We start from the raw sequence: 19,078 nt of genomic DNA on the forward strand, positions 1-19,078 counted from the left end.
CATAGTGTGATAGAAGAAGCAGGCAGGGTGGGGGTGTGAGAACGGAGCCGACGGCCGTGGGGAGACCCGAGGAAGCAGAGACCGCCGCGCACGAGGCCGTGTTCGGTGTCGCCGATTCCGTCGTTCTCCTCTTCGACGAGGGCGGGACGGTCGTCGGCCGCCCCTATGCCGCCGAGCGCCTGCTCGGCTACCCCGCGGCAGACCTCGGCGGCCGTCGCGTCGACTCCCTCCTGGCGGGCGACGAGGCCGGCCGGCTCCGCGAGATCCTCGAGACCTCGGACCGGGACGGCGGCTGGTCGGGGGTGCTGCTCGCGCGTCACCGGGACGGCCGTACGGTCGCCGTCGACGTCACCGTGCTGCCCCTGCCGGGCGAGGCGGGCCCGGCCCGCTGGCTCGTCGTCGCCGTCGGCGCCGCGCCCTCCCGGCAGTGGACCATGGGCCCCGCGCTCCTGGAGCGCATGGTCACCGAGATGCCCATCGGGCTCTGCTTCGTCGACACCGAGCTGCGGTGCGTGTGGTCGAACACGGCGCTGGAGCACTTCGGCGGCGGGACGGTCGAGCAGCGGCGCGGCAAGCGCCTCGGGGAGATCCAGCCCGGGATGAACGCCGAGATCGTCGAGTCGAACATGCGCCAGGTGCTGGCGACCGGTGAACCGGTCGTCGGGTACGAGCACGTGGGCCGTACCCGTTCCCACCCCGACCGGGACCATGCCCACGCCATGTCCTTCGTCCGGCTCGACGACGACAACGGCCGAGCACTCGGCGTCTGTTACGCGGTCGTCGACATCACCGACCGCTACCGCGCCCGGCTGCGCCTCGCGCTGATGGCCCGGGCCAGCGAGCGCATCGGCCGCAGCCTGGACGTCATGGGCACCGCCCAGGACCTCGCCGACGTGGCGGTCCCCGGCCTGGCCGACTTCGTCGCCGTCGACCTCCTGGACGCGGTCCTTCGAGGCGCGGATCCGTCCCCCGGGCCGACGGCCGCCGCCACCGCACAGCGTCTGGTACGAGGCGGCGCCCAGAACGTACGCCAGGGCGGGGTGAGGGAAGTACTGCAACCGGGGGAGCCGTCCGGGTACCGGCCGTCGTCACCCCAGATGGACGCCGTGGCCCACGGCCGCTCCTGGCGGGCGGCCCACCTGGACGCCGCGACCCGGGAGGCGGCCATCCCGATCGCCCTGTTCGAGTCCACGGCGCCCGCGGAAGCGAGCGACGAGGCCGACGACGTACCGCATACCGCCATCGTCGTGCCGATCCTCGCCCGGGGTGTCACCCTCGGCGTGGCCACCTTCCTGCGCACCCGGCGGGACGAGCCGTTCGACGAGGACGACCTGCGCCTCGCCGAGGAGCTCGTCGCCCGCGCCGCCGTCTGCCTCGACAACGCCCGCCGCTACGCCCGCGAGCGGGCCGCCGCGCTCGTGCTCCAGCGCAGCCTGCTGCCGCACGGCGTCCCCCTGCAGGAAGCCGTCGAGGCGGCCTCCTTCTACCGGCCCGCCGACGAACTGTCCGGACTCGGCGGCGACTGGTTCGACGTCATCCCGCTGTCCGGAGCGAGGGTCGCCCTGGTCGTCGGAGAGGTCCTCGGGCACGGCATCGAGGCGGCCGCCACCATGGGCCAGCTCCGTACCGCCGTACGGACCCTCGCGGACCTCGACCTCGGGCCCGAGGAACTCCTCGCCCACCTCGACGACCTCGTCCTGCAGGTGACCCGCGAGGGCGCGGCGACCGACCTCGGCGGCGCGCCCCTCCCCGCGGGCGTCGGGGCCAGCTGCCTCTACGCGGTCTACGACCCCGTCAGCCTCCGCTGCGACCTGGCGAGTGCGGGCCACCTCGCGCCCGCCGTCCGCGCGCCCGACGGCACCGTCACCTTCCCGGACCTTCCTCCTGGACCGTCCCTCGGCATCGGCGGGCTCCCCTTCGAATCCGTCGAGCTGCCCCTCGCGGAGGGCAGCGTCCTCGCCTTCTACACCGACGGACTGATCGCCGCGCCCGGAGCGGGCAAGGACGGGCTGCGCCGAGTTCTGGGGTCCCGCGACCTGCCGCTCGACGAACTGTGCCGCAGCATCGTCGACGAACTGGCGCCCAGCAGGCCCTACACCGACGACGCGGCCCTCCTCCTGGTGCGGACCCGCAGCCTCGCCGCCGGACAGGTCGCCGTGTGGGACCTGCCCGCAGACCCGGCCGTCGTCGCCCGCGCCCGGGTGATGGCCGCCCGCCAACTCGCCGCGTGGGGTCTGGAGGAACTCGCCTTCACCACCGAACTCGTCGTCAGCGAGCTCGTCACCAACGCCATCCGGCACGCCTCCGGGCCCATCCGGCTGCGTCTCATCCTCGAACGCACCCTGATCTGCGAGGTCTTCGACGCGAGCAGCACCTCGCCGCACCTGCGCCACGCGCGGACCACCGACGAGGGCGGCCGGGGCCTCTTCCTGATCTCGCAGTTCACCCGGCGCTGGGGGACCCGCTACACCGCGGAGGGCAAGGTCATCTGGGCCGAACAACCCCTGGACCGCGACCAAGATCTTTAATCGATTGTCCGCCCTGCGCCGTCCGTGCGAGGGTGTGCTGCCGCGCGGAGGGGCCGACGGCGTAGAGAAGGAGTTCCCCCTGTGCGTACGGGCGTCGCCGACCACACCGTCGTGACCGAGCGGGGCGCGGTGCGCGGCACGGTCGCCGACGGACTGCGGATCACGCTCGGCATTCCCTACGCCGCCCCGCCCTTCGACGCCGGGCGCTTCCGGGCACCGAGGCCTGCGGAGGCCTGGGACGGGGTGCGGGACTGCACGCGCTTCGGGCCGGTCGCCCCGCAGTCCGCGGAGCTGCCCGGCTCACCGGTCTGGAACCCGGACGACGAGGGCGTTCTCACGCTCAACGTCTGGGCGCCGGAGGAGAGTTCCACGCCGCTGCCCGTTCTCTTCTGGATCCACGGCGGCGCCTACACCTTCGGCTCCTCCGCCCAGCCCGACTACGACGGCTCCACACTGGCCCGGGCCGGCACGGTGGTGGTGACCTGCAACTACCGTCTCGGCTTCGAAGGCTTCGGCCGGGTGCCCGGCTTCCCCGACAACCGGGGGCTGCTCGACCAGATCGCCGCGCTGGAGTGGGTGCGCGACAACATCGCGGCCTTCGGCGGCGACCCGGACAACGTCACGGTGGCGGGACAGTCCGCGGGTGGGGGCTCGATCGCCTCGCTGATGAGCAGCGCGCGGGCCGGCGGACTCTTCCACCGTGCCATCGCCCACAGCGTGCCCGACGCGTTCTTCCGGCCGGAGTTCGCCGAGCGCCTGACCCGCGAGGTGGCCCAGGCCGCGGGAGTGGAACCGACCGCCGAGGGCCTGCTCGCCGCGACCCCGCAGGACCTCGTCGAGGCCTCCGACCGGGTGGTGGCACGGTACGCCGGTGACCCCTCGGCCGGGTTCCTCCACTACGACACCGTCCTCTACGGCCCGGTCCTCGACGGCGTCCTGCTGGACCGGGACCCCCTCGCCGCCTCGGCCGTCGGCGGCCACGTCGACCTCCTCGTCTGCCACACCACCGAGGAGTACTGGCTCATGCACCAGGTGGGCGCCATGCCGGCGGTCACCACCGACGACGGACTCGACCGGTTCGCCGCCGACTACGGCCTGCCCCCCGCCCTCGTCGCGGCGTACCGGACCCGCATGCCCGCAGCGCCGGTCCTCGACGTCTTCCTCGCCCTCGCGAGCGACACGGTCTTCACCGTGCCCACCGTCCGCCTCGCCGAAGCGCACGCCCGTGCGGGAGGCGGCCGTACGTTCCTGTCCCGGTTCGACCGGCGCCGTACCCGCCCCGACGGCAGCCCGGTACGCGCCTGGCACGCCGCCGACGTGCCCTTCGCGCTCGGCACCCTGGACGCCACGGCAGTCGAGTTCCTGACCGGAGGCCCCGCCGACGCCGACGACCGCGCACTGTCCCGCCGGATGGTCGACGCCTGGGCCGCCTTCGCCGCCACCGGTGACCCGGGCTGGGCCCCTCTCACCGACCCCGCCGCACCCACCGTCCACGTCTGGGACGTCCCCCAGGACCGCACCGAGGGGCCGAACCCCACGCACGCGCTCTGGCGCGACATACGCATGGCCCCGCCGTCGCTCTCCTGAGGCACACGGGATAATGATCGCGCAGACGCGACCCAACCGAATCAGGAGATGAGACCCGATGGACGTGCAGCACTTCGAGCGGATCACCACGTTCATCGAGGACCGCCTCCGGCCGCTGTTCGACCCCGCGAACGGCAGCGACCACGGCTTCGGGATGGACGACACCTCCCGCGCCCTGCGGGCCCTCCTCGGCACGGTGAAGGCCGCCGCGGCCGTCAAGGGCCTCGCCGACCAGCGGGCGACGGCCGACCCGGCGCTCCGTCACATCATCGACCAGGCCCTGGAGCACAACTGGGACGTGCTGCGCCGCGTCGCCCGCAACTGGGAGGACCACCCCGACTTCGCGCGCGACTTCAAGCGCCACGCCTGGGAACTCGACGAGGCCCCCACCGCCACGGCCTGACACCTCTGCCCCGGTCGGGTGAGTGCGCGGCTCTCCCGACAGGCGTGGACGCGGACCGGGTACGTATCGCGGCATTGCCGTTCGCGAGCGTCGGAGGATGCTGCCCCATGCCTGTCAGGAACGTCCGTCCCGGGCCGCGTGTGCTGACCGCCGCGCTCTGCGCGACCCTCGCGCTCATCGGCTACGTGCAGGTGTCGCACGAGCAACCGGCCGCTCCGACGCCCCCGTCCGGTGCCCGCGCCGCCGCCAAGAACGCCGGGCCGCCGACCCCGCCCTCCTCGCCCGCCCCACCGGCGACCCCCAAGGCCCAGGTGCCCTCCGCTCCGCCCGGCGTCGGGCCGGTGACCCGGACGCTGATTCCGGACCGCACGAGCCAGGTGTTCGTCGTGACCGGGCGGACGCAGGACAGCAACGTCGCCAACGCCGTCCTCTACGAACGGGACACGGCGGGGCGCTGGCGTCGCACGGCCGGGCCGTGGACCGCGCACAACGCCCTGCGCGGCTGGACCGACGAGCACTGGGCCGGCGATCTGCGCACCCCGACCGGTGTCTTCCGGCTCGGCGACGCGGGCGGGCGGCTGCCCGACCCCGGCTCGAAGCTGCCCTACGACCAGGACGAGGAGTTCGTCTCCCCGGGCGTCGGGTTCCTCGGCGAGCCGCTGGAGGGCTCGTTCGACTACGTCGTCGCCATCGACTACAACCGCGTCCCCGGTACGACGCCCCTGAACAAGGAGCGGCCGCTCGGTCTGGAGCGGGGCGGAGGCGTCTGGGTCCATGTCGACCACGGCGGCCCCACCCAGGCCTGCGTCTCCCTCACGCCCGACGTCATGCGACAACTCCTGCGCGCCCTGGACCCCGCCAAGGCACCGGTCATCGTCATGGGACCGGCCGAGAAGATCGGGCGGTGACGCCCGTGCCGCAGCGGCGCCCCTGACAGCCGGGACGGCCCGCTGACACGAGCGGCGCCGTCACCGGCATCGACCTCGGCGGCCGGGTCTTCCACCGGGTTGCCCTCCCCGCTGAATCGACCTGACAGGGCTGCTGCCCGCGAATATGACCAGAACTCGCCGTTCCCAAGCGGACGGTGGACTATATCCGGTCACGTACCGAAGGTATCCGGCCACCTGTTGGGCAGAATTGTCACTCTGCGGAGATCGCCGGTAACTTCATGCCGTCGCCGCCACACCAGGGGCACAAGGCCCCGACGGGACTAGCGGCCCGAAGGACATTTCTTCACTTGTCGACGACAGCGACCGACAGTTTCAAGGTCCAGCCGTACACGCAGCATTGCCAAGTGATCCACACCGAAGGCGCCCACGCGGTCATCGGCATCTCCCCCGGCAACGGCTACTTCTCCGCCCAACGGGTGGCCGAACTCGCCGCCTGGGGACTCCGGGGCTTCGAGCAGGTCGACCTCATCTACACCGACCTGCACGTCGCCGACATGTACGAGGCTCTCGGCTACCCGCCGGACGAAGCCCGTCGCAAAGCGGTCAAGAACCTCCGCGGCGTCCGCGCCAAGGTCAACAACGCCGTCGCCGCCATCGACCCCGGTGGTGAACGGCTCCGAGGGCGCCCCATGTCCGCGCTCCTCGACATCCCGGCCTACCGGCACCTGCGCAAACACCTGGACGACCTGCTCGCCACCGACGCCGATTTCCTCGCCACCTGCGACCGGCTCGTCGAGGCGTTCCTCTCCTCCAAGGTCCTCGACGGACAGACCCCCACCGCCCGCCAGCGCGAGGTCTGCCTGCAGTACATCTGCGCCGAGGCGCCGCTCTTCCTGGACACCCCCGCGATCCTCGGTGTCCCCTCCTCCCTGAACTGCTACCACCAGCTCCTGCCGATGGCCGAACTCCTCTACTCCAGGGGCTCCGGACTGCGCGCCTCCCGCAACCAGGGCCACGCCATCGTCACCCCGATGCTCGGAGACCACGATGACCACTGACACGCTGCTCGACTTCCCGTTCTCCGCGCGGGGCGACCGCCTGCCGCCCGAGATCGACTCCCTGCGCGCCGAACCGGTCAAGCGGGTCCGTACGATCGCCGGCGACGAGGCCTGGCTGGTCTCGTCCTACGAACTCTGCAAGCAGGTCCTCGAAGACCCGAGGTTCTCGCTCAAGGACACCTCCGCCCCCGGCGTCCCCCGGCAGTACGCCCTGACCATCCCGCCCGAGGTGGTCAACAACATGGGCAACATCACCGGCGCCGGACTGCGCAAGGCCGTCCTCAAGGCCATCAACCCCAAGACGGACGGCCTCACCGACTGGATGCGCGACCACGCCGGCGCGCTGGTCGACGGACTCCTCGCCTACGGACCGCCGGTCGACCTCCGTGGCCGGTTCACCAACCCGTACGCGGAGAACCTGCACTGCCGCATCCTCGGCATCCCCGAGGCGGACGCGCCGCGCCTGGCCGCCAGCCTGGACATCGCGTTCATGAACTCGGCCTGCCCCATCACGGGCGCCCGGCTCAACTGGGACCGCGACATCGCGTACATGGTCGAGCGCCTGGACGACCCGGCGACGACCGGGCTGATGGCCGAACTCGCCGCCTTGCGCGGGAACCCCGACTACGCCCATCTGACGGACGAGATGCTCGCCACGGTCGGCGTCACCTTCTTCGGCGCGGGCGTCATCTCCACCATGGGCTTCCTCACCATGGCCATCTTCTCCCTGCTGCAGAACCCCGATGTGTGGGAGCAGCTGCGCAAGGAGCCGGAGCGCATCCCGGCCGCCGTGGACGAGTTGCTTCGGATCAACCTCTCCATCGCCGACGGGCTCCCGCGCCTCGCGCTCGAGGACGTCACGCTCGGAGACGTGGAGGTACGCAAGGGGGAGCTCCTGCTCGTCCTGGTCGAGGCCGCCAACACCGACCCGGCAGTCTTCCCCGACCCGCACACCGTGGACATCGGCCGGCCGAACGCCGGCACGCACCTCTCCTTCGGCGGCGGCGGCCACTACTGCCCGGCCACCGCCCTCGGCAAGAAGCACACCGAGATCGCCCTGGAGGTCCTCCTCGACCGGATGCCCGACCTGCACCTCGCGGTCCCGGTCGACCAACTCGTCTGGCGCACCCGCTTCATGAAGCGCATCCCCGAACGCCTTCCGGTCGCCTGGTGACCCCCGCCTGACCTGACCCCATACGACACCGTCGCCCCCCGGCCACCCGCCGGGGGCGACGGCGTTCGCGGTGCAGGCCGGGGGAGCGAACGGCTACGAGGGGTTACGACCTGCGGCGGGGCTTGCCGGGCTTGGCGCCGCGCTGGGTGTTCTTCGCCGCCTTGCCGCCCTTGCCGCCCTTGGCGCCGCCGGAACCGCTCCGGGGGCTCTTCTCGGGGCGCTTGGCCGCGGCCTTGGGCTGCGGAGGCGTCGGCGGACGTCCTCGGGTGCTGTTCACGGTCCGGCCGCGCACGATCCCGATGAACTGCTCCACCAGATCCGGGGTCGGCTCCGCCTGCGGCCAGGACAGCGCGACCCGCGACTCGGGCGTGTCCGACAGGGGACGGTAGGTGAGGTCCTTACGGTGGTGCAGCCGCGCCAGCGACTGCGGGACCACGAGCAGCCCCACGCCCGCCGCCACCAGCTCGATCGCGTCCGCCGTCGTCGCCGGGCGCTCGATCGCCGGCAGGCCCGGCGGCCGCTCCCAGTCGAGGGTGTCGTCCAGCGGGTGCAGCACGATCTCCTCGGCCAGGTCCTCCGGCGACACCTCCTCGACCGCCGCCACCACGTGGTCCTTCGGCACGACGACGACCGTCGTCTCGGCGTACAGCGGGATCGCGCTGAGATCCGTACGGTCGACCGGAAGACGTACGAAACCGGCGTCCGCGCCGCCGCCCCGCAGCAGCTCGAAGGCTTCGGCGGCCGGCACCTGGACGAGGGTCAGCGGTACGTCCGGCAGCCGCTCGTTCCAGATCCGCACCCACTTCGTGGGCGTCACTCCCGGTACGTACGCGAGCCGGAACGAGGAGGGTTCTTCCTGGCCAGTCACCCCGCCAGGTTACCCGCCGTGGTCAGAGGTAGCTCACACGCTCGATACCCTTGACACCATGACGTCGCACCAGACCGCCCAGACCATGAAGCCCGCGACCGCGGCGAAGAAGCTGGGTGTGTACCTCGAGGCCACCCCCGCCGAGTTCCGGGAGGGTGTCGTCTCGCGCACCGAGCTGAACGCCCTGCAGACCGATCCGCCCGAGTGGCTCCGCGAGCTCCGCCGCAACGGCCCCCACCCCCGCCCGGTGATCGCGGCCAAGCTCGGCATCTCCATCTCGGGCCTCGCCCGGGGCGGCATCACCGAGGCTCTCACCACCGAGCAGATCGAGGCCCTGAAGCAGGAAGCCCCGGAGTGGCTCCAGAAGGAGCGCGCCACCCAGGCCGACGTCCGCAAGGAAGCGGCCCGTATCAAGGAGAAGCAGGCGGAGAAGGCCGCGAAGGCCGACCGCTCGCACTCCTGACCTCCTCCCCGGTCCCGACCTTCTCCCCGGCCCCGATCGGCAGCAGGTCGGGACGCTTCGCCGCGCGGCCGTCCCCCGAGGAGCGGCCGCGCAGGCGCCTGCCGACCCACGGGCCGAGGAAGCCCGCGACCCACCGCGCCTCGTCGAGTGCCCTGCGCGGACCCGCTGCCCGTGTCACGGGCAGCGCCGGCAGCGGATGTGTCCAGGAGTCGTCGCTGCCGGGCACCCCGAGGGCCTCGGCCACAGCGGCGGCGATACGCGCGTGGCCGAGCGGACTGGCGTGCAGTCGGTCCGGGCTCCACAGCCGGGCGTCGGTCACCACCGGGTGCGGGTAGGTCTCGGCGACGGCCACACCGTGCCGCGCCGCCGCCTCGCGGATCCGTGCGTTGAGCGCGACGACGCGGGAGCCGAGCGGCCGCGCCAGCGGGATGAGCCGCCCGGCGTCCGGGAACGTCACCGTCGCCACCCGCGCGCCCCGGGCCGTCAGCGCGGCGAACATCGCCTCCAGATGGCCGACCACCTCGTCCGCGTCGAACCGCGGCCTGAGCAGGTCGTTCATCCCCGCGACCACGGTTGCCACGTCGGGCCTCAGCGCCAGCGCGGGCCCGAGCTGCTCGGCGCGCACCTGCCCGGCGAGCCTGCCCCGCACAGCCAGGTTGGCGTAGGTCAGTCCAGGACTGCCGACCGCCATCAACTCCGCGAGCCGATCGGCACACCCGCGTAGGCCCGTGGTGTCGTCACCGTCCCCGAGGCCTTCGGTCTGGCTGTCGCCCAGGGCGACGTAACGCTCGTACGGGCCGGTGCGCATAGTCGTGTTGCTCCTCCGTGCGGCGACGCGCCCCGTGCGACGCGCCTCGACGGTATTCAACACCGTACCTATTCAATTACGCGACTAGGGTCATCGTCGGGGCGCCGGATTTACCTGGTATCGGTGAAACGTCCCCTCCTCGACGGGCAGGTCCGGGCGCCAGGTCCTGAGCGCCTGGGCGGAGGGCGGGAACAGCGGCTCGGGGAGGCGGTCGAGCGCGGTCCACTCCCAGCGTTCGATCTTGTCCGGCTCCGCGACGGCCGGGGTGCCGCTGAAGGCCCGTACCACCGCCACCGCCGTCAAGCGAGTGAGCCGCGTCGACGTCAGCGAGTCCAGCAGGATCCCGATGACGTCGACGTCGGCGACGTCGGCCACGAGCGTGGTCTCTTCGGCGAGTTCACGCACGGCCGCCTGCTCGATGGACTCGCCCGGATCGACCTTCCCGCCGGGCAGCTCCCAAGTGCCGCTCGGATGGAGTCCGAGCAGCACGCGCCCGGCCGCGTCGGTCACCACGACACCGGCCCCGAGCGAGGCCTGCGCGGACGGCGGCTGGGCGTTGCGGTGGGGCGTGGTGGACGGCGGCTGGTCGGCCGGAGGCATCGGAACTCCTCGTGCGCACGGGGCATCTGTCGCCCACCAGCCAACACCATGCCCGGCTACGCGGTGCGGCGGCCGCCGCCTTGGAGCCGTCGCAGGGCCAGCAGCCCGCCGACCCCGGGGATGACGGAGAGCCATCGTGCGCCGGACGCGTCGGCGCCGGGCACCGGCCAGGCGGCCGCGATCGTGACGAGATACGCCGTGCCGTGCAGCGGGCCGACGAGCGTCGACACGGCGGGCACGTGGGCGGTGAGCAGGTTGGCGAACAGGGCGAGCAGGGAGGCGGCCTCCACGCCGGCCGCGACACGAAGCGTGCGCACCTTCCTCACGCCCCCGTGGTCGAGCCGGGGCGGACGATCATGAGGACCACGACGACCGCCCAGAGGATGTTGAAGATCCCGGTGAGCATGGCAAGGCGCGAGGCCCCGGCCCTGCCCTCACCGCCGCCCCCGCCGCCGTCGAGCAGCAGTCGTTGGCCGGGCAGGATCGCCAGGGTGAGGACGGCCGCCGCGATCGCGGTGAGCGCCAGCGAGGTGAGCAGCCAGGCGTCGGTGAGGACGCCGAGCTGGGCCGCGGTCGCGAGCCCGAACACCGGGACCGCGACACCGGCGACGGCGTACCCCCGGCAGATCCGGTGCAGCAGCGCGGTGACCGGCGAGGCCTGGCGCGCGTAGCGGGGGAACAGCGACGCGGCCACGGTGATCGGTCCGACCACCAGGATCGCCGCGAGGACGTGTATGGACAGCAGCACCTTGGTCACTGCGGGCCCCTTCAGCCGATGAGCTATATATTGGCTGCCAATAGATAGCACGTCTACGTGTGTGGTGTGTAGGCTGCCTACTCATGAGGGCGGATGCGGTGCGAGGGCACCTCGACGGACTGCTGCTGGCCGTGCTGGAGCAGGGGCCGCTGCACGGGTACGCGATCATCACCGCGGTCCAGCAGCGCAGCGGAGGCGTGCTGGACCTGCGCACGGGCACGATCTACCCGGCGCTCAACCGCCTGGAGCGGATCGGCCTGCTCAGCAGCAGCTGGGAATCGGTCGGCGAGCGCCGCCGGCGCTGCTACGAACTCACCGAGGCGGGCCGCAAGGGCCTCGCGGGGGAGCGGGCCGCCTGGCGCGAGTTCACGGCGGCGATCGGCTCGGTCCTGAACCCGGCCGCCCAGCCCGGAACCGCGACATGAACGCCCGCGCCCTCACGAAGCCTGAGGACCCCACGGACCCGACGGACCACGCGCCGGACCCCGTCGACGCCTACGTCGCCGAGCTCCGGAGCACCCTGCACGGCCCGCCCCGGGCCACGGCACGCCTCGTCGAAGAGGTACGCGGCGGGCTCACCGACACCGCCGAAGCCCACACCCACGCGGGAGCGTCGTACGAGGACGCGGTCCAGCAGGCGGTACGGGAGTTCGGCACCCCCGCCGAACTCGCCCCCGCCTGCCAGCGCGAACTGACGATCGCCCAGACGCGCCACACCGCGCGCTCCGTCGTCCTCGCCGCCCCGCTCCTCCTCGCCTGCTGGTACGCACTCCTCACCACAGGCACCGGCCAGGACGGGGTCCTGCCCCGCGCGGCCCAGTCACTGGCCGCCGTCGCGGGCGTCGCCGCCCTTCTCGCCGCGACCGCGCTGGCGGCCACGGGCCCCCTCGCACGCCACGTGCCCACCCCGCACCGGCTGCCCCTCCTGATCGCCTGGACCGGCACCACGGCGAGCGTGTCGATGGCCCTGGCCACTCTCTCCCTGGCCGTCGCCGCCTTCATGACCGCCGGATGGCCGCTGATCGTCCTGGCCTGCACCCTCGCGGCCGCCTCCCACGCGCTCACGGCCCCCTCGGCCCGCGCCTGCCGACGCTGCGCCCGGCTGCACGTCTGATCACGCCGTCCGCGCTCCGGGCCCTCGCCTCAGCGCGCGGCGTCGCTCACCCGCACTTCGAGCGGGGCCCGGAAGGAGAGCAGGTCGAGCACCGGAGGAAGCGGCGCGCCCGGTGTCAGGTGAAGACCGGGGAGCCTGCCGGCCGCCGCGCGCAGCGCGACGGCGGCCTCCGTACGGGCCAGGGACGCGCCCGGGCATCGGTGGCGGCCCGCACCGAAGGAGAGATGGTGGCGGACGTTCTCGCGGAAGGGGCGCATCCGTTCCGGGGCGTCGAAGACCTCCCGGTCGGAGCCGCTGCCCAGGAGCATCAGCAGCAGTTCGGCCCCGGCCGGGAGCTGTACGCCGCCCAGCTCCACCGGCTCCGCCACCACACGGCGCCAGGTCGTCACGGGAGGTTCGCGGCGCAGCACCTCCTCGACCCAGGCCTCCGCCAGACCCTCCTCGTGCGCCGCGCGCCGCCACAGTCCGGGTTCGTCCAGGGCGCCCCGCAGGACCGTGGCGATCAGCTGGCCGGTCGTGGACTGCCCGGCGATGAAGACGAAGAAGCACGCGCCGACCGCCGTCGCCACGTCCAGCGGTTCGCCGTCCGGCAGTCGGTGGCGGGCCAGCGCGCCGATGAAACTGTCCGGCGGGGCCGTGCGGTCGGTCACGACCGAGGTCAGCCACTGGTGGAACTCGCCGACCAGCGCGGCAAGTTCAAGCTGCCGTTCCGGCGTGGGGCGTCCGTAGAAGAGTTCCAGAGAGGCGTCGCTCCAGCGCACCAGGGTCGCCGGGGCGAGCCCCTCGATCCCCAGCAGCTCCATCATGACCCGGCAGGGGAGCGTGTGCGCGAACGTGCCGAAGAGGTCGCTGCCGCCCTGCCCGTCGATCTCCGCCCGCACGTCGTCGAGCAGTTCGCCCGCGACCCGCTCGATGACGGGGACCGCCGCCGCGACCCGCTGGGCGTTGAAGAACCGGGTGACGACACGGCGCAGCCCCGCGTGGCTCTCGGTCGCGTTGTTGGCCAGCGCCGGCCGCAGCCGGAAGCCCGCGCGGGCGAGCAGCCGGAGCGCCGGAACGCTCAACGGGGTGACCGCGTGCTGGGCGTTGTCCGGCCGGAACGCCTCCGGGTCGAGCAGGACCCGGCGGACGTCCTCGTACCGGCTGACCAGCCACAGCCCGGTGCCGGCGTCGTGGTGGACAGGAGCCTCGGCCCGCAGCCTGTCGAGCCACGGGTAGGGGTCGCGGACGAAGTCCTCCCCGAAGACGTCCAGCTGATCGAGGGGGAGGAAGGGCGAGCCCTCGGCGCCGGCCGTCCCGCCGTACGGGCAGGAACCGACGGGGCCCGTCGCGGAAGCGGGCCCCGGCCCGCCGAGGGCGGTTGTCACGGTCGCGGACGCTAGCACGCGGCGGTACGCCTACCGGACGGTCTGTGCGCCGGATCACCCCCGCGCCGACACGGGCAACGGCACCTCCTCGGCCCGAAAACCGCTGGAGGCGCCGTCGCACGGCCGGACAGGATGACGCCATGACCTCGACCGCGTACCCCGCAGAAGCCCTGCTCGTCGTGGACGTCCAGACGGCCTTCGTCACCGGTCCCGGCGCCGTGCCGGACGCCGCCCGGCTCCTGGACCGCACGGCCGCGTTGATCAGCCGGGCCCGCGCCGGCGGAGCGCTGGTCGTCCACATACAGAACGACGGCCCGCCCGGGGCGGACTGCGAACCCCACACCCCCGGCTGGGAACTCCACCATCGCGTCGAGCCCGGCGCCACCGAGGTGGTGATCCGCAAGGTCAGGGACGACAGCTTCGAAGGGACCTCACTGCACGCCCTGTTGACGGACGCGGGCGTACGCTCGCTCGCCGTCTGCGGGATGATGTCCGAGATGTGTGTCCAGGCGACCGCCCGGACGGCTCTGGAACGCGGCTACCGCGTCGTCGTCCCGTACGACGCGCACGCCACGCACGACATCCCGGCGGCCCCCGGCATCGCCGACGCGGTCCCCGCCGCCACGGTCTCCCGCGTCACGGCCTGGGCCCTCAGCCGCGAGGCCGACACGACCACCCCCACCTCCGCGGTCACCTTCACCTCCCCGCCCGCGGCCTCTCGCGAGGGCAGGCCCTGAGCCGCATCTCGACGGCCGCGGAGGCTCACCGGGTGTGCCCTACGATGAGTACGGGAGGTCGAGACAGCAGATGGTGACGTCACAACGCAGCGGACAGGACCGCGTCCCGCCCCACCCGGATCTCCGCACGATCAGCCTGCAGCAGGTGCTGGAGGCGCTCGTCGACCCGGTCCGCCGCCAGATCGTGCGCACCCTCTTCGCCACGGACCAGGACCTCAACTGTCGCGCCATCGACCTCCCGGTCAGCAAGTCCACCGCCACCCACCACTTCCACGTCCTGCGCGAGGCCGGCCTCATCCGGCAGCACTACGTCGGCACCTCCCGGATGAACGGACTGCGCCGCGAGGAGTTCGAGGAGGCCTTCCCGGGTCTCCTGCAAGCCGTGGTGGGCAGGGAATGAGCGCGGCCAGGACGCCGCTCACCCTCCGCATCGTCGGTTCCGACCTCCCCGGACGCTCCTGCGGCGCGTACGCGGACGTCCATGTCGCCGTGCGGCGCGGCCGCGAGCCCGACGGAGCGGTGCCGGGGGACGTGGCCGAAGCGGTGTGGGAGTTCACCGTGGAGACCGTGCGCGCGCCGGACGGCACCCGGGACTTCCGAGGGCCCCACGTCCACGGGCGGCGCGGCGCCATTTGACGCGGAGGCAGACGTGCGTCCCGATCGCGGCGGGACCGTACGGTATGCGTGCACGCGTCTGGCGCGCCGCACGCGCCGGACGCACCGCGCACCCGCCCGCGCCGCTCGACGACCAGGAGCCCGCACCGTGACCGCCCTCATCCGCCGCCCCAGGCGCCCCCTGCGCGTCGTGCTCTCGACTCTCGCCCTGGCCGGCGTCCTCACCGTCACGGCGGTCGGATGCGGGTCGCCCGGCGACGGTGAGGGCGGCGGCGATTCGGCCCCTTCCTCCCCGCCGCGTTCCTCCCGCGCGGTGGTCCCGCCCGAGCCCCACGTCGGCTTCGACTATCAGATCGGCGGTCCGTACCCGCCGCCCCCGGGCGTCGGCGCGGTCTCCCGCGACCGCACGGCCGAGCCGACCGACGGCCTCTACAACATCTGCTACGTCAACACCTTCCAGGCCCAGCCGGACGCCACCGACTGGTGGGAGGAGAACCACCCCGACCTCCTCCTGAGGAATGCCGACGGAGCACCGGTCATCGACCAGGACTGGGACGAGGCCCTCTTCGACGTCTCCACCCCGGCCAAGCGCGAGCGGCTCGCCGTGATCGTCGGCGCCTGGATCGACGGCTGCGCCGCCTCCGGCTACCAGGCGGTCGAGGCCGACAACCTCGACTCGTACGAACGCTCCGAAGGCCTCCTCACCCCCGAACACGACCTCGCCTTCGCGCGGTTGCTCATCGACCGCGCCCACGCGGCCGGCCTCGCGATCGGGCAGAAGAACGCCGTCGATCTCGCGAAGCGGGGCCGTGCCCTCGGCTTCGACTTCGCCGTCGCCGAGGAGTGCGGCCAGTACGACGAATGCGGCCCGTACGCGACCGCCTTCGACAACCGTGTGCTGGTCATCGAGTACGAGCGCGCCGGTCTCGCGCACGCCTGCGAGCGCTGGGGCAAGACCCTGTCCGTCGTCCTGCGCGACACCGACGTCCGGCCCGCCGGCGAGACCGGATACGTCCGCGCGACCTGTTGACAGCCCGCGGGGCTCATCCCCGCTCGTACGGGAACCGCGCGAGCGGAGCCTCCCGCTCGAAGAAGGTCTTGGCGCGGACGAGCGCCGGCCCGTCGTCGCGGACCTGCCCCGGCCGCGAACCGCTGCCGCACAGCAGGCCACCGAAGCGCATCCCCAGGTACGCGGCCGTGTGGTGGAGGGTCGTCTCGAGCCCGCCGGCGACGACATCGTCGCGGTTGGCCATCACCGTCACGCCCCACAGCGTCCGGCCCGCCATCCGCTCCTTGAAGTCCGATCCGGGCGCGGCCAGCCAGCCCGACCAGTAGTCGAGGTAGCGCTTGGTCTGGGCGGAGAGGGTGTACCAGTACAAGGGCGAAGCAAGGACGATGTCGGTCGCCTCTTCCGTGGCGCGCCGCAACACCTCCTCGTTCTCCCCGACCGGCCAGCCCTCGGTCTCGTGCCGTCCGTCCTGGAAGTCGGGCAACGGCAGCCGGGCCAGATCCACCCAGCGCCGCGTGACGCCCTGCGGCAACTGCTCGGCCGCGGCGCGCGCGAGTATCTCCGTGTTGCCCTCGGCGCGGGCGCTCCCGAGGACGAAGAGGAACGAGCGGTCGGCCGCCGTCCGGCCGTCGCGGTCCTCGTCGGTGAGGGGCAGAGAGGTCATCGGGGTCTCCTGTGGTGCGGAATGTCGTTCCTGGAGGGGACGTTAAGCCTTCACACCGATGCGAAGGTCAAGCGCACACGAACGGGCAGGGCACATGCTGATCGGAGAGTTGTCGAGGCGTACCGGCGTCAGCGCGCGGTTGCTGCGGTACTACGAGGAACAAGGGCTGCTCGAAGCCGGCCGCGGCCCGAACGGCTACCGCGACTACGGCGAGGACGCCGTGACCACCGTCCGCCAGGTCCGCGCCCTACTGCGCGCGGGGCTGTCCACCGACGTGATCAGGGCGGTCCTTCCGTGCGCGCGGGGCGAACTGCCGGAATTCAACTGGTGCGTCGACGTGCGTGCGATCCTCGACCGCGAACTGGCCGCCGCGGACGCGCGCATCGAGGACCTGCGCCGGGGCCGCGACGCCCTCGCGGGCTACCTGAGCGGTCCGTGACCCTTCCCTGACCGGCGTGAGGACCGTCTACCGCAGGCCGGCGGAGCGCGCCGCACGGTAGCGCCCCGGCGTCGTGCCGAACTCGCGGCTGAAGGCGTGCGACAGCGCGTACGGCGTCCCGTAGCCGACCCTCCGGGCGATCGCGGCCAAGGAGTCGTCCGTGTCACGCAGCCGCGCCGCGGCCAAGGTCAGCCGCCACCACGTGAGGTACGCCATGGGTGGCCGCCCGACCAGGGCCGTGAACCGGCGCGCCAGCGTGGGCCGGGAAACACCCGCCTCCGCGGCCAGCCGGTCGTTGGTCCACGCGGCCGACGGATCGGCGTGCAGCGCCCGCAGGGCCGCCGCGGTGACGGGGTCCCCCAGGACAGCCGGCCACGCGCCGCCGCTGCCCTGGGCCACCCAGGCCCTGATCATGTAGACGAGCAGGAGATCGACGAGGCCGGGCACGGCGATCCCCGATCCAGGCCGGTCCGCGCCCAGCTCGCCCCCCAACAGATCGATGGCGGCCCGCAGTTCGGCCTGGTCTCCCACCCGGTGCGGCAGATGGACGACGGTCGGCAGCTCCGCCAGGAGCGGGTGCACGCGGCTGTGATCGAGGCGGTACTTCCCGCACAGCAACTCCGCCCCCGCACCCCCGGCGGACGGCTCAGGCGGCGGCCCGGCCGTCCACCGCTCGAACGGCACCGCGCGCGCGACGGTCTCCGCGTCGGCGGGGGAGTCGGCGATCACATGACCCGTCCCGTGCGGCAACAGCACGGCGTCCCCGACACCGAGCGACACCGCCGGGCCGCCGTCGGGCAACAGCCAGCAGCCGCCCTCCAACACCACATGGAACCCCGCGCCCCCGTACGAGGCGAACCTCGCACACCAACTCCCGCTCACCCGCACCCGGTTGGACGACGCATGGCCCAGGCGTACGGTCGCGATCGCATCGCTCACCACATCCATGGAGGCAGCGTATCTCGGGCATCACCCATGAGACGCACACGTATTCAGAAGAGCAGAACAGACATTGAAGGACTCAAACCTGCCTTCTTAAGGTCGATCCCATGAACACCACACCCCCACCGCAGCGCATGATGCTGGGAGACGTCGAGGTCATCCGTGTCGTCGAGTGGCAGGGCCCGTTCGCGCCCGCCCGAGGCCTCGTGCCGGACGCAGAACCCGACGTATGGCGCGACAACGAGCACTGGCTGGCTCCCGACCACTGGGATCCGCACACGGACAACGCCGTCATGGCGCTCCAGGCCTGGGTCCTGCGCAGCGCCGGACGGACCGTCCTGGTCGACACCGGCGTGGGCAACGGCCGCGAGCGGCCCGGCACGCCGTTCCACCACTGGCAGGGAGACTTCCTCGGCGCCCTGGCCCGCGCCGGCATCCGCCCCGAGGACGTCGACGTCGTCGTCAACACCCACGTCCACGCCGACCACGTCGGCTGGAACACGACCCGGACCGACGGCGAGTGGGTGCCGACCTTCCCCCATGCCCAGTACCTCGTCCCCGCGGCCGACGACGACTTCTTCGGCCCTGGGAACGCCGAGGGACGCGGAAGGCAGGAACACGACCGGTTCGTGTACGAGGACAGCATCGCGCCCGTGCACCGCGCCGGCCGGAGCGTCCTGTGGGACGGCACGCACCGCATCGACGAGCACCTCACCCTGGAATCCGCGCCCGGCCACACCCCCGGCTCCGCCGTGCTGCGGCTCGCGTCGGGCGACGACCGCGCCGTCTTCGTCGGAGACCTCCTCCACAGCCCGGTGCAGCTCCTCCAGCCCTCGTGCAACAGCTGCTTCTGCCTGGACGCGGCGGCGGCCGTCACCAGCCGCCGCCGCATCCTCGAACGGGCCGCCACGGAAGGGGAACTGGTCGTCCCCGCCCACTTCGGCGGCACCGGCGTCGCGGAGGTCCGCCGCGACGCCGGCAGCCTCACCGTCGGCCGGTGGCGTCAAGGGTCCGTGTCCGCACCAGAAGCGGGGCTTCCGTAGCCGATCGGGCGC

At 72.8% G+C, this 19,078-nt stretch carries 23 protein-coding genes; 15 read left to right on the top strand and 8 right to left on the bottom strand.

Annotation, left to right across the window (positions count from 1 at the left end; all coding sequences use genetic code 11):
- Window positions 1-56 precede the first annotated feature (56 nt).
- The 6 genes from ACWF79_RS10550 to ACWF79_RS10575 all read left to right on the top strand — a co-directional run bounded on the left by ACWF79_RS10550 (window position 57) and on the right by ACWF79_RS10575 (window position 7,640).
- A complete protein-coding gene (locus ACWF79_RS10550) occupies window positions 57-2,528 on the top strand; it encodes a SpoIIE family protein phosphatase (RefSeq protein ID WP_453727680.1) in 2,472 nt (823 codons plus the stop codon).
- Window positions 2,529-2,609: 81 nt separating this feature from the next.
- Window positions 2,610-4,115, top strand: coding sequence for a carboxylesterase/lipase family protein (locus ACWF79_RS10555; protein ID WP_453727681.1), 1,506 nt, complete (start codon window positions 2,610-2,612; stop codon window positions 4,113-4,115).
- A 58-nt stretch (window positions 4,116-4,173) separates the two neighbouring features.
- Window positions 4,174-4,518 (top strand): hypothetical protein, encoded by a 345-nt coding sequence (locus ACWF79_RS10560; protein ID WP_453727682.1) that lies wholly within the window; start codon window positions 4,174-4,176, stop codon window positions 4,516-4,518.
- Window positions 4,519-4,625: 107 nt separating this feature from the next.
- The gene (locus ACWF79_RS10565) at window positions 4,626-5,426 is read left to right on the top strand and encodes a hypothetical protein (RefSeq protein ID WP_453727683.1); all 801 of its coding nucleotides are present in this window, start codon (window positions 4,626-4,628) and stop codon (window positions 5,424-5,426) included.
- Window positions 5,427-5,755: 329 nt separating this feature from the next.
- Window positions 5,756-6,466 carry a tRNA-dependent cyclodipeptide synthase gene (locus tag ACWF79_RS10570; protein WP_453727684.1) on the top strand — a complete coding sequence of 237 codons (711 nt, stop codon included), beginning with the start codon at window positions 5,756-5,758 and terminating at the stop codon, window positions 6,464-6,466.
- Window positions 6,456-7,640, top strand: a complete 1,185-nt coding sequence (locus ACWF79_RS10575) for a cytochrome P450 (RefSeq protein ID WP_453727685.1) — start codon at window positions 6,456-6,458, stop codon at window positions 7,638-7,640. Before ACWF79_RS10570 ends, ACWF79_RS10575 begins: the two co-directional genes overlap by 11 nt.
- Window positions 7,641-7,743: 103 nt before the next feature.
- Here ACWF79_RS10575 and ACWF79_RS10580 read toward each other — a convergent pair whose 3' ends face one another.
- Window positions 7,744-8,508, bottom strand: a complete 765-nt coding sequence (locus ACWF79_RS10580) for a LysR substrate-binding domain-containing protein (RefSeq protein ID WP_453727686.1) — start codon at window positions 8,506-8,508, stop codon at window positions 7,744-7,746.
- A gap of 58 nt (window positions 8,509-8,566) precedes the next feature.
- Here ACWF79_RS10580 and ACWF79_RS10585 point away from each other — a divergent pair, with 58 nt between their 5' ends.
- Window positions 8,567-8,971 carry a DUF5997 family protein gene (locus ACWF79_RS10585; protein WP_453727687.1) on the top strand — a complete coding sequence of 135 codons (405 nt, stop codon included), beginning with the start codon at window positions 8,567-8,569 and terminating at the stop codon, window positions 8,969-8,971.
- Here the strand turns inward: ACWF79_RS10585 and ACWF79_RS10590 are convergent.
- The 4 genes from ACWF79_RS10590 to ACWF79_RS10605 form a co-directional block, all read right to left on the bottom strand.
- A complete protein-coding gene (locus tag ACWF79_RS10590) occupies window positions 8,919-9,779 on the bottom strand; it encodes an SGNH/GDSL hydrolase family protein (RefSeq protein WP_453727688.1) in 861 nt (286 codons plus the stop codon). The genes ACWF79_RS10585 and ACWF79_RS10590 overlap by 53 nt on opposite strands.
- 90 nt (window positions 9,780-9,869) lie before the next feature.
- A complete protein-coding gene (locus ACWF79_RS10595; RefSeq protein WP_453727689.1) occupies window positions 9,870-10,379 on the bottom strand; it encodes a nucleotide triphosphate diphosphatase NUDT15 in 510 nt (169 codons plus the stop codon).
- Between the two features lie 56 nt (window positions 10,380-10,435).
- The gene (locus ACWF79_RS10600) at window positions 10,436-10,696 is read right to left on the bottom strand and encodes a hypothetical protein (RefSeq protein ID WP_453727690.1); all 261 of its coding nucleotides are present in this window, start codon (window positions 10,694-10,696) and stop codon (window positions 10,436-10,438) included.
- 5 nt (window positions 10,697-10,701) lie between these two features.
- Window positions 10,702-11,136: a hypothetical protein gene (locus tag ACWF79_RS10605; protein ID WP_453727691.1), complete on the bottom strand. Its 435-nt coding sequence runs from the start codon at window positions 11,134-11,136 to the stop codon at window positions 10,702-10,704.
- 83 nt (window positions 11,137-11,219) lie between these two features.
- On the opposite strand from ACWF79_RS10605, the gene ACWF79_RS10610 reads away from it, so the two are divergent.
- Complete coding sequence (locus ACWF79_RS10610) at window positions 11,220-11,561, top strand: PadR family transcriptional regulator (protein WP_453727692.1); 342 nt, start codon at window positions 11,220-11,222, stop codon at window positions 11,559-11,561.
- Window positions 11,558-12,250, top strand: coding sequence for a permease prefix domain 1-containing protein (locus ACWF79_RS10615; protein WP_453727693.1), 693 nt, complete (start codon window positions 11,558-11,560; stop codon window positions 12,248-12,250). Before ACWF79_RS10610 ends, ACWF79_RS10615 begins: the two co-directional genes overlap by 4 nt.
- Window positions 12,251-12,279: 29 nt before the next feature.
- Here ACWF79_RS10615 and ACWF79_RS10620 read toward each other — a convergent pair whose 3' ends face one another.
- Entirely contained in the window at window positions 12,280-13,617 is a 1,338-nt protein-coding gene (locus tag ACWF79_RS10620) for a cytochrome P450 (RefSeq protein WP_453727694.1), read from the bottom strand.
- Between the two features lie 140 nt (window positions 13,618-13,757).
- On the opposite strand from ACWF79_RS10620, the gene ACWF79_RS10625 reads away from it, so the two are divergent.
- The 4 genes from ACWF79_RS10625 (at window position 13,758) to ACWF79_RS10640 (ending at window position 15,999) form a co-directional block, all read left to right on the top strand.
- Complete coding sequence (locus tag ACWF79_RS10625; protein WP_453727695.1) at window positions 13,758-14,354, top strand: cysteine hydrolase family protein; 597 nt, start codon at window positions 13,758-13,760, stop codon at window positions 14,352-14,354.
- Window positions 14,355-14,424: 70 nt separating this feature from the next.
- Window positions 14,425-14,754 carry an ArsR/SmtB family transcription factor gene (locus ACWF79_RS10630; RefSeq protein ID WP_453727696.1) on the top strand — a complete coding sequence of 110 codons (330 nt, stop codon included), beginning with the start codon at window positions 14,425-14,427 and terminating at the stop codon, window positions 14,752-14,754.
- The gene (locus ACWF79_RS10635; RefSeq protein ID WP_453727697.1) at window positions 14,751-14,990 is read left to right on the top strand and encodes a DUF5990 family protein; all 240 of its coding nucleotides are present in this window, start codon (window positions 14,751-14,753) and stop codon (window positions 14,988-14,990) included. The genes ACWF79_RS10630 and ACWF79_RS10635 overlap by 4 nt, the downstream gene beginning before the upstream one ends.
- Window positions 14,991-15,117: 127 nt before the next feature.
- A complete protein-coding gene (locus tag ACWF79_RS10640; RefSeq protein WP_453727698.1) occupies window positions 15,118-15,999 on the top strand; it encodes an endo alpha-1,4 polygalactosaminidase in 882 nt (293 codons plus the stop codon).
- Between the two features lie 13 nt (window positions 16,000-16,012).
- Here the strand turns inward: ACWF79_RS10640 and ACWF79_RS10645 are convergent, their stop codons facing one another.
- Complete coding sequence (locus ACWF79_RS10645; RefSeq protein ID WP_453727699.1) at window positions 16,013-16,642, bottom strand: flavodoxin family protein; 630 nt, start codon at window positions 16,640-16,642, stop codon at window positions 16,013-16,015.
- A 94-nt stretch (window positions 16,643-16,736) separates the two neighbouring features.
- Here ACWF79_RS10645 and ACWF79_RS10650 point away from each other — a divergent pair, with 94 nt between their 5' ends.
- Window positions 16,737-17,081: a MerR family transcriptional regulator gene (locus tag ACWF79_RS10650; protein WP_453727700.1), complete on the top strand. Its 345-nt coding sequence runs from the start codon at window positions 16,737-16,739 to the stop codon at window positions 17,079-17,081.
- Between the two features lie 27 nt (window positions 17,082-17,108).
- Here the strand turns inward: ACWF79_RS10650 and ACWF79_RS10655 are convergent, their stop codons facing one another.
- The gene (locus ACWF79_RS10655; protein WP_453727701.1) at window positions 17,109-18,029 is read right to left on the bottom strand and encodes an AraC family transcriptional regulator; all 921 of its coding nucleotides are present in this window, start codon (window positions 18,027-18,029) and stop codon (window positions 17,109-17,111) included.
- A gap of 101 nt (window positions 18,030-18,130) precedes the next feature.
- Here ACWF79_RS10655 and ACWF79_RS10660 point away from each other — a divergent pair, with 101 nt between their 5' ends.
- Window positions 18,131-19,066, top strand: a complete 936-nt coding sequence (locus tag ACWF79_RS10660; protein ID WP_453727702.1) for an MBL fold metallo-hydrolase — start codon at window positions 18,131-18,133, stop codon at window positions 19,064-19,066.
- Window positions 19,067-19,078 lie beyond the last annotated feature (12 nt).

The sequence above is a fragment of the Streptomyces sp. NPDC054975 genome, from assembly GCF_053609105.1.

Bases quoted from the DNA above. Each gene is read 5' to 3' on its own strand.
- ACWF79_RS10650 (WP_453727700.1), top strand. From the start codon at position 16,737: ATGCTGATCGGAGAGTTGTCGAGGCGTACCGGCGTCAGCGCGCGGTTG.
- ACWF79_RS10590 (WP_453727688.1), bottom strand. From the start codon at position 9,779: ATGCGCACCGGCCCGTACGAGCGTTACGTCGCCCTGGGCGACAGCCAG.
- ACWF79_RS10625 (WP_453727695.1), top strand. From the start codon at position 13,758: ATGACCTCGACCGCGTACCCCGCAGAAGCCCTGCTCGTCGTGGACGTC.
- ACWF79_RS10560 (WP_453727682.1), top strand. From the start codon at position 4,174: ATGGACGTGCAGCACTTCGAGCGGATCACCACGTTCATCGAGGACCGC.
- ACWF79_RS10575 (WP_453727685.1), top strand. From the start codon at position 6,456: ATGACCACTGACACGCTGCTCGACTTCCCGTTCTCCGCGCGGGGCGAC.
- ACWF79_RS10565 (WP_453727683.1), top strand. From the start codon at position 4,626: ATGCCTGTCAGGAACGTCCGTCCCGGGCCGCGTGTGCTGACCGCCGCG.
- ACWF79_RS10660 (WP_453727702.1), top strand. From the start codon at position 18,131: ATGAACACCACACCCCCACCGCAGCGCATGATGCTGGGAGACGTCGAG.
- ACWF79_RS10595 (WP_453727689.1), bottom strand. From the start codon at position 10,379: ATGCCTCCGGCCGACCAGCCGCCGTCCACCACGCCCCACCGCAACGCC.
- ACWF79_RS10635 (WP_453727697.1), top strand. From the start codon at position 14,751: ATGAGCGCGGCCAGGACGCCGCTCACCCTCCGCATCGTCGGTTCCGAC.
- ACWF79_RS10610 (WP_453727692.1), top strand. From the start codon at position 11,220: ATGAGGGCGGATGCGGTGCGAGGGCACCTCGACGGACTGCTGCTGGCC.
- ACWF79_RS10615 (WP_453727693.1), top strand. From the start codon at position 11,558: ATGAACGCCCGCGCCCTCACGAAGCCTGAGGACCCCACGGACCCGACG.
- ACWF79_RS10655 (WP_453727701.1), bottom strand. From the start codon at position 18,029: ATGGATGTGGTGAGCGATGCGATCGCGACCGTACGCCTGGGCCATGCG.
- ACWF79_RS10630 (WP_453727696.1), top strand. From the start codon at position 14,425: ATGGTGACGTCACAACGCAGCGGACAGGACCGCGTCCCGCCCCACCCG.
- ACWF79_RS10585 (WP_453727687.1), top strand. From the start codon at position 8,567: ATGACGTCGCACCAGACCGCCCAGACCATGAAGCCCGCGACCGCGGCG.
- ACWF79_RS10645 (WP_453727699.1), bottom strand. From the start codon at position 16,642: ATGACCTCTCTGCCCCTCACCGACGAGGACCGCGACGGCCGGACGGCG.